A 16,594-nucleotide genomic window follows, 5' to 3' on the forward strand; every position below is an offset into this window, starting at 1 on the left:
ATATGACACCTGTCGTTGACGCTGCCGATAAGACCGAACAGGCCCTTTTCGGGCTGGTAGGCGACAGGGTTGTTATTTCGGTCGACGCGATGGGTGGCGACCGTGGGCCTGCGGCTGTTGTCGCGGGTCTTGTGCTTGCGCTGTCTGATAATGTCCTGATCGCCTTTGTCCTGCATGGGGATGAGGCGGTTTTGAACCCGTTGGTAGCCGCACAGCCGCAATTGTCGGGGCGCTGTGTGGTGCGCCATGCCCCGCGCGCGGTAACGATGCAGGACAAACCATCCCAAGTGATGCGCAATGGCACGGACACGTCGATGTGGTCTTGTGTGGACAGCGTGAAGACGGGTGAGGCGACGGTGGCCGTATCCTGCGGCAACACCGGCGCCTTGATGGCGATTTCAATGTTGCGGCTGCGCAAATTGCCGGGGGTGAACCGACCCGCGATTGCGTGTTTGTGGCCATCGCGCAATGCGGGCGGGTTCAACGTGATGTTGGATGTGGGCGCGGATGTGAAGGCCGAGCCAGAGGATTTGCTGCAATTTGCCATGATGGGCGCATCCTATGCCCGCAATGGGTTGAATTTGCCCCGGCCCCGCGTGGGGTTGTTGAACGTCGGCACCGAAGAAACCAAAGGCCGCCAAGAGTTGAAAGCCGCGTTTGAACGGATGCCCGCTGTGGCCGCCGTGGGCGATTTTGAATTCGTGGGCTTTGTGGAAGGTGGCGATATTCCGGGCGACCGGGTGGATGTGATTGTGACCGATGGGTTTACCGGCAATGTCGCGCTGAAAACCGGCGAAGGCACGGCGAAACTGATTTCCGATTTCATGCGTGAGGCGTTTGGCGGCAGTTTGCTGTCGAAACTGGGCGCGCTGTTGGCGCTGGGGTCATTGCGACGGTTGCAAAAGCGGATGGACCCGCGCCGGGTGAATGGCGGGGTGTTTTTGGGGCTGAACGGCACGGTGGTGAAATCGCACGGATCGGCGGATGCGTTGGGTGTTGCGGCGGCGATAAAGCTGGCGTTTGACCTTGCGAAATCGGGGTTCAATGAACGGTTGGCGGCGCGGGTCGCATCGGCGGGCCTTGCGGGGTTGGACGCGGGCGAACAAGGTGAAGTATCATGATTGTGCGCTCGGTGGTCAAAGGTGTGGGGCATTATTTGCCCGAACGCGTTGTTCCAAATGCGGAATTTGAAGCGACGCTGGACACGTCTGATGATTGGATCACCAGCCGGTCGGGGATTGAGCGCCGCCATTTTGCCGCCGAGGGTGAAACCACGTCAGATATGGCGACCAAGGCGGCGACGGCTGCGTTAGAAAACGCTGGGCTGGCGGTGGATGATATTGACGCGATTATTGTGGCGACATCGACGCCCGATCTGACCTTTCCATCGGTGGCCACGATGGTGCAAGGCAAGCTGGGCATGACGCGCGGGTTTGCGTTTGATGTGCAAGCGGTCTGTGCGGGGTTCGTGTTTGCGCTGGCCAATGCCAACGCGCTGATTTTATCCGGGCAAGCGAAACGGGTTTTGGTGATTGGCGCAGAAACCTTTAGCCGGATTATGGATTGGACCGACCGCAGCACGTGTGTGCTGTTTGGCGATGGGGCGGGTGCGCTGGTGCTGGAGGCGCAGACCGGCACGGGGGCTGTGTCGGACCGGGGGATTTTGTCGGCGGATTTGAATTCGGACGGGCGTTACCGCGAGATGCTGTATGTGGATGGCGGTGTGTCGACCACGGGGCAATCGGGCAAGGTGCGGATGCAGGGCAATGCGTTGTTTCGCCAAGCTGTTGAAAAGCTGGCACAAACAGCCGAGGCGGCGTTGGATAAAATTGGGCTGACGGGGGCGGATGTCGATTGGATTGTGCCGCATCAGGCCAATTTGCGCATTATCACCGCCACGGCCGCGCGGGTTGATGTGCCGATGGACCGCGTTGTGGTGACGTTGCAAGATCATGGCAACACGTCGGCCGCCTCCATCCCGCTGGCGCTGTCGGTGGGCCAAGCGCGCGGACAGATCAAGCAGGGTGACTTGCTGGTGACGGAGGCGATTGGCGGCGGATTGGCCTGGGGTGCGGTGGTTTTGCGCTGGTAAGGCGCGAAAACCCGCTAAAGTGTGGTGCGAAGTCTTGCCGCCAAGCCTCTGATATTGACTTGGGATTTCAAAACGCGCATGTTTTGGAAAAACCACCCAAGGGGATATGGGATGACCGATAAAACTTTGACACGCATGGACCTAAGCGAAGCACTGTTTCGCGAAGTGGGTCTGTCACGCAACGAATCGTCGAATTTGGTTGAGGCGGTGCTGCTGCACGTCTCGGATGCGCTGGCATCGGGGGACAGTGTCAAAATCTCGTCCTTTGGGACATTTTCCATTCGCGACAAGACTGCCCGCATTGGCCGCAACCCCAAAACCGGGGATGAAGTGCCGATCAGCCCGCGCCGTGTGCTGACGTTTCGCCCTTCCCATCTGATGAAAGATCGGGTTGCGGCGGGGTCCAACGGCTGAACCATTAGGGGTTATTGATGGACAAATCACCGGACGCCTTTCGCACCATCAGCGAAGTGGCGGAGCTTTTGGAAACGCCCGCGCATGTGCTGCGCTTTTGGGAAAGCCGTTTTCCACAGATCAAACCGGTGAAACGCGCCGGGGGGCGGCGGTATTACCGGCCCGCCGATATGGCGCTGTTGTCGGGCATCCGCAGGTTGCTGCACGACGAGGGGATGACCATTCGGGGCGTCCAGAAAATATTGCGGGAACAAGGGGTTCGACATGTTTCGGGCCTGACGGAGGAAGAGGACGCAGCGCTGGAGATGGTGGAGGATATGGAGGAGGCTGTGGCCAGCTCTGATCCGATCCCGCTGTTTGGGCAGGTGCGCAAAGACGATGCGGATGTGGGTGCGGTGCCCGAGGCGCTGGCGGATAATGCGCGTGTTGCGGGCGATGAGGACGCGGCTTTGGACGCGGTGCCTGAGGCGCTGGCGGATGATGGCGCAGAGGCCGTGATTGCTGCGCCGGCGCAGACCATCAACGCCGCCGCACCAGAGGGGGTTGCGGATGATGTTGGCGCGGATGATGTGGAAGAGATCGCACAGGATTATGCGCAGGATTTAGGTGAAAGTGACGGCGACGCCGCTGGTGCGCTAGAAGATGTTACGCAGCCCAGCCCGCCGCAAATGGACGCGGTGGCGCAGCCCATGGCCCCTGCAGAGGTCCGTGCGGCCCCCCGTGAAAACCTGTGCACAGACGCCCCAGATTTGCCATTTGATGCGCCCGTTGCTGAGGGTGCGGCGCAGGATGTATCCGAATCACCCGTGGCGGAAGCGGAACCTGTCGCGGCGGTGGCGGAACCGGGGGACGTTGCCGTGGCTGCTGCGGAAGAGGTTGAGGATTTGGGGTTGGATGATCTTGCCCCTGTCCCTGTCCCTGTCCCTGTCCCTGCAGCCATTGTCGCGGCACCGCAGCCCACACCAAAATCTGCGCCAGAGGAGATTGTGGGCCATTGGCTGCCCGCCGATCTGCGTGCGTTGCGTCCGGATGCGTTGGTGGGACGGGTGCCACAAGCGGCGGCGTTGTTGCAGCGGTTGGACGCGTTGCGCAACCGGGTAGGCGACCGGGGCCGTGTGCCGCGCCGATAAATTGGTTGCGTGACGTCAGGGTACGCGAAATCGGGTTGCGGCGTGATTTCGCGCTTGCCCCTGCCCGGAATATCAGTAGAAACGCGCCAGTGTCGGGCTATAGCGCAGCATGGTAGCGCGTCCGTCTGGGGGACGGAAGGTCGTGAGTTCGAATCTCGCTAGCCCGACCATTGCACAAAACGCCCGCCCTGTTAAACAGGCGCGGGCGTTTGCATTTGCGCCCCGCCCCCCGTTCACAAGGGGGCCAAAGGGAGGCGATGATGACAGGCGTTTTACCATCCCAAGCGTTGCGCGCGCTGATTGAAACGGGCGCGATTGCCGCCAGCCCCGCGATTACGCCTGACCAAGTGCAGCCAGCCAGTTTGGATTTGCGTTTGGGAATGGTGGCTTACCGCGTGCGTGCGTCATTTTTGGCCGGGCATGGGCGCAGCGTGGCCGACCGGATTGCGGAATTTGAGATGCACCGCGTGGACCTGTCGGCGGGTGCCGTTTTGGAAAAAGGCTGCGTTTATGTGATTCCCCTGATGGAGCGTTTGGCGCTGCCTGCGGGGCTGACGGCGGTGGCCAATGCGAAGTCATCAACGGGTCGGTTGGATTTGTTGACGCGCACGATCACCGATGGCGGCGTTGAATTTGACCGGATTGCGCCGGGCTATGACGGCCCGCTGTATGCCGAGGTGTGCCCGCGCAGCTTTTCGGTGTTGGTGCGACCCGGGATGCGGTTGAACCAAATTCGGTTTCGCCAAGGCCAAGCGGTGTTGGATGATACAGCGCTGGCGGCGTTGCACGCGCAGGCCCCGCTGGTGGACGGGACCGCGCTGATATCTGAGGGTTTGGGGTTTTCCGTGGATTTGCTGGCGGGCGCCGATGACCTGATCGGGTTTCGCGCCAAGCCGCACACGGGCGTGATTGATTTGGACCGCATAGGACATTACACTGCGGGCGAGTTTTGGGAGGATGTGCGCAGCCGCGAGGGGAGGATTATTCTGGACCCCGGCGCGTTTTATATTTTGGTGAGCCGTGAGGCAGTCACGATACCGCCCGATTATGCCGCCGAAATGGCACCTTATTTAGCGATGGTGGGGGAATTTCGCGTGCATTACGCAGGGTTTTTTGACCCCGGTTTTGGCTGGGCGCAAGCGGGTGGCAAAGGGTCGCGCGGGGTGTTGGAGGTGCGTTGCCACGAAGCGCCGTTTGTGTTGGAACATGGGCAGGTCGTGGGGCGGCTGGTTTATGAGCGGATGGCCGAACGGCCCGAGGCGCTGTATGGCACTGGAATTGCGTCAAATTATCAAGGACAGGGGTTAAAACTGTCCAAGCATTTTGTGATGCCGCCGCGCCCGTAAACGGTTTTCAGCGCATAAAGCGTTTGGTCAAACGGGCGGCTTGGCGGGCGCGTTTGGCGGTGTCTGTGGCGGTGGCAGATTGCGCGTGATCGGCGGCGTTGAGTTTGGGGGCGTTAGGTTTTGCAGCGCCTTTGCGGTCCAACATGCCGATGCCCTTATTGATGCCCCCGTTTACAAAACGCCGGATCAATTGGTTAATGATCATGCTGATGATGCGGTCCATTTTAATCCTCAAAAAGTTCGCTTTGGCCCGTTTGCGGCTCGTCATCGTCATCTTGGCCCAAAGATGGGGCAAAACTGGGGCGGTTGTCCAGCAGACCTGCGGCGCGCAAATCTTTCAGGCCCGGCAGGTCGCGTGCCGATTCTAGCCCGAAATGGTCAAGGAAATGTTCGGTGACGACGAAAGTGACGGGGCGGCCCGGGGTCATGCGGCGGCGGCCAAAGCGGACCCATTCAAGTTCAATCAGCTGGTCCACGGTGCCGCGCGACACGGCAACACCCCGAATTTCCTCAATCTCGGCCCGCGTGACGGGTTGGTGATAGGCGACGATGGCAAGGGTTTCGATCGCGGCGCGCGAGAGTTTTCGCGCCTCAACCTGTTCTTTCAGCATCAAATGCCCAAGATCGGGGGCGGTGCGAAAGGCGTAGGCGTCGCCCACTTTGACCAGTTGCACGCCGCGCCCGTCATAGCGTTTGCGCAGGGTCACCAACGCCTCGGCGGGATCACAACCGTGGGGCAAGCGCGAGGTGAGTTCGGCCAGCGTGACCGGGTCCGCGCTGGCGAAAAGCACCGCTTCGACCATGCGTTCTTGTTCGGCTTGTGGTGGCGCTTTGAACAGGCTGTTGGTCATGGGCGGCCATCGCGTTTGCGGACTTGGATGGGGGAAAATATGTCGGCTTGGCGGATTTCCAATTGCCCCGCCTTGGTCAGTTCAAGCATCGCGGCGAAATGGGCGGCGGTGGCGGAGCGGCGGCGCGTGGCGCTGGTGTCCCATCCGGCGGGCAACCATGAGGTGAGGTCGGTCCAATCGCCAGCATAGCCCATGAGGCCGCGCAGGCGTTCCAGCGCCTCCTCCATCGTGAAGACATTGTTGCGGTCCAGCACAAAGGGGCGAAAATCATCGCGGGTGCGGATGCGCGCGTAAGCTTGCATCAAGTCCATAAGGGACGCGGAATAGCTGATCTTTTTGCGGCGCGTCACATCTTCGGGCAGGCCACGCGGGAAAAAGTTGCGGCCCATTTGGTCGCGGGCCATCAGGGTGGCGGCGACGTCGCGCATTGCGGCCAAGCGTTCGAGTTGGAAAGCGAGATGGGCGGCCAGATCTTCGGCGCTGGGGCCATCCTCGGTCGGGTCGGGGGGCAGCAGCAGGCGGGATTTGAGGTAGGCGAGCCAAGCGGCCATGACCAAATAATCAGCGGCGAGTTCAAGGCGTAATGCACTGGCTTTGTTCACAAAAATCAGATATTGTTCGGCCAGATGCAGGATGGAAATTTTGCGCAGATCGACCTTTTGGCTGCGCGACAGGCTGAGCAGCAGGTCCAGCGGCCCCTCAAACCCGTCGACATCAATGATCAGCGCCTCGGCCGCCAGCCTGTCTGCCACGCTAAGCCGTTCATCTGCGTTCCAATCGTCGGCCATGATTTACCCAGCTACCAAGCCAGCAAGGTCGAACCGCAGGGAGGCAATGTCAATGGTTTCGGGGGTGTGGCGCAAGGACAGGGCATGGGCGCAGCGGCGGGCGGCGGCGGGCGTTAGGGGGCCAGCGGCATCGGTCACTTGAACCATTTCATCCATATGGCCGTTGCAATGCAGCGCAATATCGACGCCTGCGGAAAGGGTGGCTGCGGTACGTTCGCCAAGGCTGCCAGCCAGCGCGTTCATCGACAGATCATCGGATATCAGGACACCGCCAAAGCCGATATCACCGCGCATCACCTGCACCATTTTGGGGGATGTGGTGGCGGGGTGATCGGGGTCAATGGCCGCGTAGACGATATGCGCGGTCATGGCGAGGGGCAGATCGTTCAGCGCGCGGAAGGGGGCGAAATCATGCGATTGGAGCTGCGAGAGGGGCGCGCTGACCTGTGGCAAATCTTTGTGGCTGTCCAGTGCCGCCTGCCCGTGGCCCGGCATGTGTTTGATCACGGGCAGCACGCCGCCTGCCAAATGCCCCTTGGCAGCGGCGCGGCCCAATTGGGCCACAAGCGCAGAATCATTGGAAAAACAACGGTTTCGCAGAAAAGGATGCGTGTGCGCGGAGGCGACATCAAGGCAGGGCGCGCAATTGGCGTCAATGCCAACGCTGCGCAATTCCGACGCGATTAGGCGGTAGCGCAGTTCCATCGCGCGGGCGGCGGCGTCTGCACCCTGCCCCGGTTTGGCGGTTTGCATAGCAAGTTGCACCATGTCCAAGGGGGGCAACCATTCCGACCAATGGGGGCTGCGCAGGCGTTGAACGCGCCCGCCTTCTTGGTCGACAAACACAGGCGCATCGCGGCCCACACAGGCGCGCAAATCGGAGGTCAGCGCGCGCAACTGCGCGGGGTTTTCGACATTGCGCGCGAACAGGATGAACCCCCAAGGCTTGGTGCGGGCAAAAAACGCAGCCTCATCTGCTGTTAGAATGGGGCCTGCAAGCCCTAGAACCGCAGCTTTCATCGCACCGCCACGGGGATACAGGCGGCGCGTTCGGCCACGAGGGCGGAACAGAAGCGGCGGGAATCCGCCTCATCCGCGAAGCCCATTGCGCGCAGACGGTAGAAGGTGCGCCCCCCGCTTTGTGCGGCTTGAACGATGCGGGTTTTGCCTGTCAGCAATTCGCCAAATTTGCCCGATAGGCGGTCCCATTCGGTGCGGGCAACATCCTCACTGTCAAAGGCACCAAGCTGCACAAGGCGGGTGCCAGAGGCGAGCGCGTCGCCAGTGATTTCTGCGGTGGACCCAGCGCTGGCCATGACCATTTCGGCACCCGGACGGGCACGCGGGCGCGGCGATTGCGCCATCATCCCTTGTGGCATCGACACAACAGGTTCGGACCGCAAGGTGATGTCCAGATCACCCGAAAGTGGCACCGCGTCCCCGGCCAAACTGTCGGCCAAAGCGCCAATGTCAGCGGGCTCAAAACTGACGGCCTGTGCGGGGTCGCCTGCCCCATCATCCGGCATCGCGCCAATGGCAAGGCCCGGCATGCTGGACGAACGCGCCGACACATCAGCGACCATCGCCACAGCAGACCCCGTTTCATCGCCATCGGTCAGGCCAATGGGGGCCGGGGCCAGCAGCAAACGGTCGGCGGGTGCGGAGATGCCACCATCCTCGGCCACGGCATTGACAGAGAGGCCTCGGTAGCTGGTGATCACGCCGCCCGGATCATCCGGGGCGGTGCGCATTGGGCCTTCCATCGCGCGGACAATCGGGATGCCGGTCATATCGCGCACGGCAAGGTGATAGCCCCAATAAGCAAGCCCCAGCACCAAAGCCACAGAGGTTGCGGCCCCCGCAAGCCCTGCCATCCGGGCAGACCGTGCGGCCATACCACCCATCATACCGCCGGATGCGCCAAATTCATCATCGAAATCGAATCTTGTGTCTGCCATGCTCTGTGCCTCACACTGCGGGGGCAATCACCTGCCCCGCTGTCTTGCCTGTTTGCACACCGATGGGTCGCCTTATATCAGCGCATTTCCTCAACCGGTGTGACACCCAAGATAGCAAGACCTGCGGAAATCACAACGCCTGTGGACCGTGCCAGCGCGATTTTTGCCTGAGTTGTTGCCAAATCATCCTGCACAAAGCGCAATTCGGGCGCATCCTTGGCCCGGTTCCACAGGCTGTGCAGATCGGACGCCAGTTCGTAAAGGTAAAAGGCCACGCGGTGCGGCTCATTTCCGCGCGCGGCGATTTCGACAAGGCGGGGCCATTCGGCGATTTTTTGCGCCAAATGCAGCTCGGCGGGGTGATTTAGGATTGAAAGGTCGCGCGCGCCAAGGGCTGCGTCAGAGGTATCGACCCCCAAAGCGGTCGCTTTGCGCATCACCGAATTGATGCGGGCGTTGGCGTATTGGACATAGAACACCGGGTTGTCCTTGGATTGTTCCATCACCTTGGCAAAGTCGAAATCCAAAGGCGCGTCATTTTTGCGGGTCAGCATGACAAAGCGGGTCACATCCGCTCCGACCTGTTCCACCACATCCCGCAGGGTGACAAAGGTGCCCGCGCGTTTGGACATTTTGAACGGCTCGCCACCTTTCCACAGCTTGACCAGTTGGATCAGTTTAATGTCCAGCGGCACGCGGCCCCCCGACAAGGCGCTGACCGCCGCCTTCATCCGTTTGACGTAACCACCATGATCGGCACCGAAAATGTCGATCAACTGGTCAAAGCCGCGCTGCACCTTGTTGTAATGATAGGCAATATCAGGGGCAAAATAGGTCCATGCGCCGTCCGATTTCATCACCGGGCGGTCCACGTCATCTCCATGCGCGGTGCTGCGGAACAAGGTTTGTTCGCGCGCCTCCCAATCGTCGGGCAGTTTACCTTTGGGCGGTTCCAGCGTGCCTTCATAGATCAGGCCCATATCCTTGAGTTTGCCAATCGCCGCCTCAATCTGGCCCGTGCCATACAGCGCTTTTTCAGACGAATACACATCCATCTGGACATTCAGCAGCGCCAAATCATCGCGGATCATCTGCATCATCATTTCCGTGGCAAAATCACGCACATCGGCCAGCCAAACGGATTCGGGTTGGCCCAGCAGGGTGTCACCCCATTTATCCTGCATCGCCTGCCCCACCGGGATCAGGTAATCGCCGGGATACAGCCCTTCACGAATTTCGGGGGTCTGGCCCAACGCCTCGCGGTAGCGTTCATAGGCCGAGCGCGCCAGCACATCGACCTGCGCGCCGCCATCGTTGATGTAATATTCGCGCGTGACGTTATAGCCTGCAAAATCCAGCAAGCGCGCAAGGGCATCGCCGAACACCGCACCGCGCACATGGCCCACATGCATGGGGCCGGTGGGGTTAGCGGACACAAATTCAATGTTCACCTTCAGGCCCGCACCAATATTGGCACGCCCGAAATTGTTGCCTGCCTGCAAAGCGGCGGTTAGCACGCGTGTCCATTCCACAGGGGCCAGCGACAGGTTCAAAAAGCCGGGGCCCGCGACCTGCACATCCGTAATGCGGGGGTCGTTTGACAGGCGGGCGGCCAAAAGGTCTGCAATCGCGCGCGGGGCCATGCCTGCGGGTTTGGCCAGCACCATCGCGGCATTGGTGGCCATATCACCGTGGCTGGCATCGCGGGGCGGTTCAACGGCCACGGCGGCAAGGTTAAGGCCTGCGGGCAAATCGCCTGCGGCCATCATGGCGTCAAGTTCGGTGATCACTGCGGCGCGAATATCGGAAAAAAGGTTCATTTGTCCTGTCCTTTGGCTGTCCAAGGGGATGCCAGAGGGCAAGGGCTGGGTCAATGCCCCGCCGCATCAATGCAAGGTGCGGCGGGGGGGTTTGGCCGGTTCAGGTCTTGGCGCGCCAATCATTCAGCGCGGGGTTGGGTTCGGCGACAACGGCCAGCGGGTCGGTGATGGGAATGGCAATAGGGCCGGACCGGCGGAAATAATGCGCCTCGCGGGCACCGAAATAGAACCCCACGACCGCCCCAAGCAGCCACCACAGCGGGTCGGGCACAAGGTTAAGGCCCACCATGCGTTCGCCAAAGCTGACGGGTTCAACCATCGCATAGACGAACAGACCCAACGTGCCAAAGGCAAGCAGCGGGCGCGGCAAGCGGTTAAGGCCGTTCACCATCCGGTCAAACCAACCAAAACCGGGGTCGGCGTATTCGGCCCCAAGTTGGCGCAACGCGGCCATTTGCGCCTCGGCCGACAGTTCCATCTGGCGGGTGGCGGAAGGGGTGAACACTTCGGCCATGCCGCGCGCGGCGCTGCCAAGGGCGGTGACCGCGGTGCTGCCGACCAGCAGGTTTGGTATCACCCCCATGCGGCCACCCGCGCTTTGTGCTGCGCCTCGGTCAAATGATATTTGGGGGACATAAATTCCTCAGCCCGTGTGATCCACCCCCCTTTGCCGCCGTTGCGGCGGCGGGCGTATTTGCGGCTGGCGGGGCGCGCATCAGCGATGCGGTAGTAATAATTGCGCCGCGCGATTGCATAGGCATCGGACAAATGGCCGGGTGCCGCCTCCATCGCGCGCTGTGCGGCGGTGATAGTTTGCGGGCCAATCGCCCCATCGGGGATGCATGCAAACCCCATATCGGTCAAAAGGCGTTGCAACACCTTGACCGCGTTGGAGCCGGAATTGACCATCATATCAAACACCGACGCTTGCAGCGGTTCGGGCAGTTGGGCGATGCCGGGGCGGGTGAAATAATGTTCAACGTAAATTTCCACCGCTTGGGTGGTGGTGATCGCCTCCACATCTTTGCGGTCAACAGTGCCATCGCCGTTCAAATCCAGCCCCAAGCGCTGCATCGTGTGGATGGTGACGCCGTGTTTGGTCGCCCCGCCCGGATCATCAGGATCATCGACAAAGCCACCTTCGCGGGCGACAATTTCGCGGGCAATATCTTGGACGGATTGCATATTCTGGCCTCCATGCCGGGGGACCCTTCCCCCGGTTTCAGGCGCAAAATTGCCGCAGCGCGATTAATGCTTAGGTAATCAACCGTTCGGGTCTTGGTACATGCCCTGCGCTTTCAGCGCGTCCACCACTTCGGATGGCATGTAGGTTTCATCGTGTTTGGCCAAAATCTCTTCGGCCACGAACACGCCGTCAATCAGCTTGCCTGTGCCAACCATGCCTGTATTTTCCGTGAACAGATCGGGCAAAATCCCGGTAAAGGCGACGGGCACGGTGGCCGCACCATCGGTCACACGAAAGGTGATGGTTTCGCCCTGCCCCCGCACGATGGAGCCGATTTCAACCAAGCCGCCAAGGCGAAAGGTTTCCGTGGGTTGCGGCGGGTCGGCCATGACTTGGGCGGGCGCGCGGAAAAAGTTGATACCATCCTTGAAGCCGTAGCCAATCAGCGACACGGAGACACCCAAAAACAAGAAAGCCAGCAAGATAATCTGGATCCGGCGGGTTTTCTTTAGGTTTTTCATAGCATCCTCATTCTGCGCGTCGTTGTTAGATGGCTGTTATCACATTCCGTTCAAGGGCGCATGGGGCGTGATGTAGCAGGGTTGGCCGTTATATCGGGTCTGGTTTAAGGGGTTAGGCCGCTTCAAACGTGATGTGGCGGCGTAGGAATTGGGTGGCTTTGCTGCCCACACGGACCGGATCGCCCGTGGTTAGGAATTTGGATTGGGTGCCAGCCCCGCGAAATTCGGGGCGGCGGGTTAGATAATCCGTAAGGGCGGCTGCGACCAGATCGGGTTGGCTGTAAACCTTTACATTGGGGCCAAGCGCATTGGCAAACACTTGTTCCACAAGGGGATAATGGGTGCAGCCCAACACGGCGGCCTGCGGATTTGGCATGCGGCGCAGCAAGGATTCAACGTGAGAACGGACCAGCGCCTCGGCCAAAATCTCATCCCCTTGTTCCAGCGCGTCGACGACACCGCCGCACGGCTGCGCCTCGACATCCACCCCAATCGCGCGGTAGGCGAGTTCGCGTTGAAAAGAGCGGCTGGCGACCGTGGCGGGGGTAGCAAACAAGGCGATATGTTTGACATCCACCTCTCTCGGGGGGGAATTGTCGCCCCATTGGCGTTCGGTCACCGCCTCAATCATCGGCACGAACACGCCCAAAACACGTTTGTCGCTGGGCAGCCAAGTTTCTTGCATCCGTTTCAAAGCGGCGGCAGAGGCGGTGTTGCACGCCAGGATGACCAAATCGCAGCCCTCCGCCCACAGGCGTTCAGTGGCAGCGCATGTGAGGGTGTAAATATCATCGGCAGTGCGGGTGCCGTAAGGGGCGTTGGCATTGTCGCCCAGATAGATTAACGCTTGATCTGGCATGCGTTTTACCAGCGCGTCCAACACCGTCAGCCCGCCAAGGCCACTGTCAAAAATCCCTACGGCCATGCGGCACCCCTTATTTATGGCGCAATTATAGGCGCGCCATCACTCCGCCGCAAGCGCTGTGCCGTCAGTGCCTTGCCGCCACTGCGCCAAAAGGGTGGCGCGGGTGATCGCAGCCTTTTCGGCATTGGCATGTTTCACCGGGCCATAGCCTCGAATGGTCAGGGGAAGTTCGGCCAACGCTAATGCAATATGCAGCTTTTCTGGGGTGTAGGTGGCGTTGATTTCGGCCATGTCGGTTTCGAATTGAAGCGTCAAGGCGTGTTCCATTCGGCGTTCCTCTGTGCGGCCAAAGGGGTCAAACCAAGTGCCGCGCAGGCCCCGCGCCACGTGCAGCGCGCGAAACACCGGGATAATCCACGCCCCAAAAGCACGTTTTTTGGGGCGGCCTTGGGCGTCACGGCCCGGCATCATGGGGGGGGCTAGGTGAAAGGTGGGGCGCAGATCGCCGTCAAATTCGGCGCGCGCCTTGCTGACGCTGTCCAGATGCAGGCGCGCCACTTCATATTCATCCTTTATTGCCAACAGCTTATGATAGCTTCTTGCCATGCTGTCGCGCAAAGGTTTGGGGGCGGCATTGACCAGTGCGTGATAGCGGGCGACCATTCCATCACCGCCATAAGCGCGTAGCAGGTCCGCGCGGTATTGGACCGGGTCCAGCACGGGGGCTGGTTTTGGGGCCAGTGCTTTGGCGGCCAAGTCGGGGTGCAAAACCGCCCAACGACCAAGCGCAAAAGCGCGCAAATTACGCTCGGGGCCTGCGCCGTTCAGGGTGATCGCTTGTTGGATCGCATTTAGGGACAGCGGGATAAGGCCCTGTTGCCACGCCGCGCCAAACACCAGCATGTTGGAATAAATGCTGTCGCCAAGCGTGGCGCGGGCAAGGTCTGTGGCGTCGAAAAACTGCACACGATCTTTCAGACGCGCTTGCAGCGAGAGCTGTAACCTATCGGAAGGTATCCGAAATTCGGTGTTGCGGGTGAAATCGCCAGTGATAATTTCATGGCTGTTGATCACCGCACCTGTGCGGCCTGTGGTCATCAACCCAAGCGTTTTGGCACCAGCGCTGACCACCAGATCGCCACCGATCACGGCATCCGCCTCACCCACGGCCACCCGAATGGCAGAGATATCGGCGGGGGTGTTGGCAATGCGGCAGTGAATGTGAACCGCACCGCCTTTTTGCGCGAGGCCAGCCATTTCCATCATGCCAGCGCCCTTGCCGTCGATATGGGCTGCCATTGCAAGGATTGCGCCGACGGTGACCACGCCAGTGCCGCCAACGCCTGTGATAACGATATTATGGGTGCCGATGATGCTGGGCAGTTGCGGTTCGGGCAGGTCGGGCAGCATGATTTCGGCGGTGGCGGCTTTTTTGACCTTTGCCCCTTGCAGCGTTAAGAATGACGGGCAAAACCCTGAGACGCATGAATAGTCTTTGTTGCACGATGATTGGTCGATTGCGCGTTTGCGGCCCAATTCGGTTTCGACTGGCACGATGGACACGCAGTTGGATTGCACACCGCAATCGCCGCAGCCTTCGCAGACATCGGTGTTGATGAACACGCGTTTGTCCGGGTCGGGAAAGTCGCCCTTTTTACGGCGGCGGCGTTTTTCGGCGGCGCAGGTTTGGACATAAACAATCACCGACACGCCGTTGATTTTGCTGAAATCTTCTTGCACCGTGACCATCGCATCGCGGGTGAATTTTTGCACATCGGGGGCAAAGCGCGACAGGTCCACCGCCTCTTTTGGGTCGTACACCACAGCGACGGTTTGCACGCCCATCGCGCGGACCTCCTCGACAATTCTATAAGCGGTCAGATCGCCTTCGTTGTGCTGGCCGCCGGTCATGGCGACGGCATCGTTAAACAGGATTTTATAGGTGATGTTGGTGCCCGCAGCCAGCGCGCCGCGAATGGCGAGGATGCCCGAATGGTTATATGTCCCATCGCCAAGGTTTTGAAACACATGGTTTGTTTTCGAAAACGGCGCCTCGCCCACCCACGACATGCCTTCGCCGCCCATTTGCGTAAGGCCGGATGTGCCCCGGTCCATCCACAAGGCCATCGTGTGACAGCCAATGCCGCCGCCTGCCCGCGCGCCTGTGGGCAGCAGGGTAGATGTGTTGTGCGGGCAGCCCGAACAAAAGTAAGGCAAGCGCGCTGCGATATCGGTCGCATTGTCGGATTTGGTGACGTCATCAATGCGTTGCAGGGCGGCCCGCAATTGGTCCGTGCCGCGCCCTTCGTCGATGAAAATCGCGCCCAGCTTGGCGGCGATCATCACCGGGTCCAGCGACATGGGCACGGGAAACAGCACCTCGGCGGTGGGCGACCCTTTACGCCCGCCCCAAACGCGGCGACCGCGGCGATCATCAAAAATCGCCTCTTTGATCTGCACTTCGATCAGTTTGCGCTTTTCCTCCACCACGATGATCAAATCCAGCCCATCGGCCCAATCGTGAAAGCCGACCATATCAAGCGGCCACGGCTGGCCGACTTTATAGGTGGTGACCCCCAGCCGTTCAGCCTCCGGCCCATCAATGCCCAGTAGGGACAGCGCGTGGGTCAAATCCAGCCAGTTTTTGCCCGCCGCGACCAAACCAATCCGCGCCCCCGGCTTGCCCCACACCCTTTTGTCCATCCCATTGGCACGGGAAAACGCCTCAGCGGCATAGCGTTTGAAGTTGACCAAACGCGCCTCTTGCGGGACCCAGTGATCGTTCAGGCGAATGTTCAGCCCGCCGTCGGGCATCGTGAAATCGGGTTGCACAAAGGACATGCGGTCAAGACGGGTGTCGACCACGCTTGTCGCCTCTACCGTGTCTTTCATCAATTTCAGGCCGGTCCACAGGCCAGAAAACCGCGACAGGGCAAAGGCGTATAGGCCGTAATCCAAAATCTCTTGCACACCCGCAGGCGAAATCACCGGGATCGACGCATCCACCGCCGCCCATTCCGACTGGTGGCAGGTGGTCGAACTTTCGCCCGTGTGGTCATCACCCAGCGCCATGATCACGCCCCCAAGCGCGGAACTGCCTGCCAAATTGGCATGGCGCATCACATCGCCAGACCGGTCCACCCCCGGCCCTTTGCCGTACCACAACCCAAACACCCCCTCAAACCGCCCCTGCCCGCGCAATTCGGCCTGCTGGCTGCCCCAAACGGCGGTGGCGGCCAAATCCTCATTCAAGCCTGGTTGAAAGGTGATGTCGGACGCCGCCAATGCACCCTGCGCCCGCGCCATTTGCTGGTCCACCGCACCCAAGGGCGAGCCGCGATACCCCGTCACAAACCCCGCCGTGTTCAGACCAAGCGCTTTGTCGCGTGCCTTTTGCATCAGCATCAAGCGCACAAGTGCCTGCGTTCCGTTCAAAAGCACCGGGGATTTGGTTAAATCCAAGCGGTCCTTTAGCGAAATCTGTTGATTTGTCATAACGCGCCCCTCCCGGTACATCATCAAGGTCCAACATAGGTCAAAAATACTGACCTACAAAGCGAAAGTTTATCGGCATTAAATCTTTCCTTGGTGATGATAGTCGATAGTCAGGTTACTTCGTGTTA

16 protein-coding genes and 1 tRNA gene are annotated in these 16,594 nt (G+C 60.4%); 6 read left to right on the plus strand and 11 right to left on the minus strand.

Going from position 1 to position 16,594, the window contains the following annotated elements; genetic code table 11:
• Window positions 1–2 precede the first annotated feature (2 nt).
• The 6 genes from plsX to BMY36_RS02145 all read left to right on the plus strand — a co-directional run bounded on the left by plsX (window position 3) and on the right by BMY36_RS02145 (window position 4,982).
• Entirely contained in the window at window positions 3–1,121 is a 1,119-nt protein-coding gene (plsX, locus tag BMY36_RS02120) for a phosphate acyltransferase PlsX (protein ID WP_050520239.1), read from the plus strand.
• Window positions 1,118–2,092: a beta-ketoacyl-ACP synthase III gene (locus BMY36_RS02125; protein ID WP_050520238.1), complete on the plus strand. Its 975-nt coding sequence runs from the start codon at window positions 1,118–1,120 to the stop codon at window positions 2,090–2,092. The genes plsX and BMY36_RS02125 overlap by 4 nt, the downstream gene beginning before the upstream one ends.
• 111 nt (window positions 2,093–2,203) lie before the next feature.
• Entirely contained in the window at window positions 2,204–2,506 is a 303-nt protein-coding gene (gene ihfA, locus BMY36_RS02130) for an integration host factor subunit alpha (RefSeq protein ID WP_050520237.1), read from the plus strand.
• A 17-nt stretch (window positions 2,507–2,523) separates the two neighbouring features.
• Window positions 2,524–3,636 carry a MerR family transcriptional regulator gene (locus tag BMY36_RS19785; RefSeq protein WP_175469233.1) on the plus strand — a complete coding sequence of 371 codons (1,113 nt, stop codon included), beginning with the start codon at window positions 2,524–2,526 and terminating at the stop codon, window positions 3,634–3,636.
• A 93-nt stretch (window positions 3,637–3,729) separates the two neighbouring features.
• Window positions 3,730–3,806, plus strand: a tRNA-Pro gene (locus tag BMY36_RS02140).
• A gap of 90 nt (window positions 3,807–3,896) precedes the next feature.
• Window positions 3,897–4,982, plus strand: coding sequence for a 2'-deoxycytidine 5'-triphosphate deaminase (locus BMY36_RS02145; RefSeq protein ID WP_050520302.1), 1,086 nt, complete (start codon window positions 3,897–3,899; stop codon window positions 4,980–4,982).
• A gap of 7 nt (window positions 4,983–4,989) precedes the next feature.
• On the opposite strand, the gene BMY36_RS02150 is transcribed toward BMY36_RS02145, so the two are convergent.
• The 11 genes from BMY36_RS02150 to BMY36_RS02200 all read right to left on the minus strand — a co-directional run bounded on the left by BMY36_RS02150 (window position 4,990) and on the right by BMY36_RS02200 (window position 16,466).
• On the minus strand, window positions 4,990–5,205 hold the full coding sequence (locus tag BMY36_RS02150) for a hypothetical protein (protein ID WP_050520236.1): 216 nt from the start codon (window positions 5,203–5,205) through the stop codon (window positions 4,990–4,992).
• A 1-nt stretch (window position 5,206) separates the two neighbouring features.
• Window positions 5,207–5,833 (minus strand): SMC-Scp complex subunit ScpB, encoded by a 627-nt coding sequence (scpB, locus tag BMY36_RS02155; RefSeq protein WP_050520235.1) that lies wholly within the window; start codon window positions 5,831–5,833, stop codon window positions 5,207–5,209.
• Window positions 5,830–6,621, minus strand: a complete 792-nt coding sequence (locus tag BMY36_RS02160; protein ID WP_050520234.1) for a segregation and condensation protein A — start codon at window positions 6,619–6,621, stop codon at window positions 5,830–5,832. Before BMY36_RS02160 ends, scpB begins: the two co-directional genes overlap by 4 nt.
• 3 nt (window positions 6,622–6,624) lie before the next feature.
• Window positions 6,625–7,641 carry a beta-N-acetylhexosaminidase gene (gene nagZ, locus BMY36_RS02165; RefSeq protein WP_050520233.1) on the minus strand — a complete coding sequence of 339 codons (1,017 nt, stop codon included), beginning with the start codon at window positions 7,639–7,641 and terminating at the stop codon, window positions 6,625–6,627.
• A complete protein-coding gene (locus BMY36_RS02170; protein WP_050520232.1) occupies window positions 7,638–8,579 on the minus strand; it encodes an SPOR domain-containing protein in 942 nt (313 codons plus the stop codon). Before BMY36_RS02170 ends, nagZ begins: the two co-directional genes overlap by 4 nt.
• 77 nt (window positions 8,580–8,656) lie before the next feature.
• Window positions 8,657–10,399, minus strand: a complete 1,743-nt coding sequence (gene argS / locus BMY36_RS02175; RefSeq protein ID WP_050520231.1) for an arginine--tRNA ligase — start codon at window positions 10,397–10,399, stop codon at window positions 8,657–8,659.
• Window positions 10,400–10,499: 100 nt separating this feature from the next.
• Entirely contained in the window at window positions 10,500–10,982 is a 483-nt protein-coding gene (locus tag BMY36_RS02180) for a holin family protein (protein ID WP_050520230.1), read from the minus strand.
• Window positions 10,973–11,584 (minus strand): holin-associated N-acetylmuramidase, encoded by a 612-nt coding sequence (locus BMY36_RS02185; RefSeq protein WP_050520229.1) that lies wholly within the window; start codon window positions 11,582–11,584, stop codon window positions 10,973–10,975. Before BMY36_RS02185 ends, BMY36_RS02180 begins: the two co-directional genes overlap by 10 nt.
• A gap of 78 nt (window positions 11,585–11,662) precedes the next feature.
• Window positions 11,663–12,106, minus strand: a complete 444-nt coding sequence (ccmE, locus tag BMY36_RS02190; protein WP_050520228.1) for a cytochrome c maturation protein CcmE — start codon at window positions 12,104–12,106, stop codon at window positions 11,663–11,665.
• 112 nt (window positions 12,107–12,218) lie between these two features.
• A complete protein-coding gene (locus BMY36_RS02195; RefSeq protein ID WP_050520227.1) occupies window positions 12,219–13,031 on the minus strand; it encodes a glutamate racemase in 813 nt (270 codons plus the stop codon).
• A gap of 39 nt (window positions 13,032–13,070) precedes the next feature.
• Entirely contained in the window at window positions 13,071–16,466 is a 3,396-nt protein-coding gene (locus BMY36_RS02200; RefSeq protein WP_050520301.1) for an indolepyruvate ferredoxin oxidoreductase family protein, read from the minus strand.
• Window positions 16,467–16,594 lie beyond the last annotated feature (128 nt).

Source organism: Pseudorhodobacter antarcticus, from assembly GCF_900110135.1.
In the GTDB taxonomy this organism is placed as follows: Bacteria; Pseudomonadota; Alphaproteobacteria; order Rhodobacterales; family Rhodobacteraceae; genus Pseudorhodobacter; species Pseudorhodobacter antarcticus.

What these genes read in the sequence shown, in the direction of transcription:
- BMY36_RS02170 (WP_050520232.1), bottom strand. Translation starts at nt 8,579, where the DNA reads ATGGCAGACACAAGATTCGATTTCGATGATGAATTTGGCGCATCCGGC.
- argS (WP_050520231.1), bottom strand. Translation starts at nt 10,399, where the DNA reads ATGAACCTTTTTTCCGATATTCGCGCCGCAGTGATCACCGAACTTGAC.
- ihfA (WP_050520237.1), top strand. Translation starts at nt 2,204, where the DNA reads ATGACCGATAAAACTTTGACACGCATGGACCTAAGCGAAGCACTGTTT.
- ccmE (WP_050520228.1), bottom strand. Translation starts at nt 12,106, where the DNA reads ATGAAAAACCTAAAGAAAACCCGCCGGATCCAGATTATCTTGCTGGCT.
- plsX (WP_050520239.1), top strand. Translation starts at nt 3, where the DNA reads ATGACACCTGTCGTTGACGCTGCCGATAAGACCGAACAGGCCCTTTTC.
- BMY36_RS02160 (WP_050520234.1), bottom strand. Translation starts at nt 6,621, where the DNA reads ATGGCCGACGATTGGAACGCAGATGAACGGCTTAGCGTGGCAGACAGG.
- BMY36_RS02200 (WP_050520301.1), bottom strand. Translation starts at nt 16,466, where the DNA reads ATGACAAATCAACAGATTTCGCTAAAGGACCGCTTGGATTTAACCAAA.
- BMY36_RS02145 (WP_050520302.1), top strand. Translation starts at nt 3,897, where the DNA reads ATGACAGGCGTTTTACCATCCCAAGCGTTGCGCGCGCTGATTGAAACG.
- BMY36_RS02180 (WP_050520230.1), bottom strand. Translation starts at nt 10,982, where the DNA reads ATGGGGGTGATACCAAACCTGCTGGTCGGCAGCACCGCGGTCACCGCC.
- BMY36_RS19785 (WP_175469233.1), top strand. Translation starts at nt 2,524, where the DNA reads ATGGACAAATCACCGGACGCCTTTCGCACCATCAGCGAAGTGGCGGAG.
- BMY36_RS02125 (WP_050520238.1), top strand. Translation starts at nt 1,118, where the DNA reads ATGATTGTGCGCTCGGTGGTCAAAGGTGTGGGGCATTATTTGCCCGAA.
- nagZ (WP_050520233.1), bottom strand. Translation starts at nt 7,641, where the DNA reads ATGAAAGCTGCGGTTCTAGGGCTTGCAGGCCCCATTCTAACAGCAGAT.
- BMY36_RS02195 (WP_050520227.1), bottom strand. Translation starts at nt 13,031, where the DNA reads ATGGCCGTAGGGATTTTTGACAGTGGCCTTGGCGGGCTGACGGTGTTG.
- BMY36_RS02150 (WP_050520236.1), bottom strand. Translation starts at nt 5,205, where the DNA reads ATGGACCGCATCATCAGCATGATCATTAACCAATTGATCCGGCGTTTT.
- BMY36_RS02185 (WP_050520229.1), bottom strand. Translation starts at nt 11,584, where the DNA reads ATGCAATCCGTCCAAGATATTGCCCGCGAAATTGTCGCCCGCGAAGGT.
- scpB (WP_050520235.1), bottom strand. Translation starts at nt 5,833, where the DNA reads ATGACCAACAGCCTGTTCAAAGCGCCACCACAAGCCGAACAAGAACGC.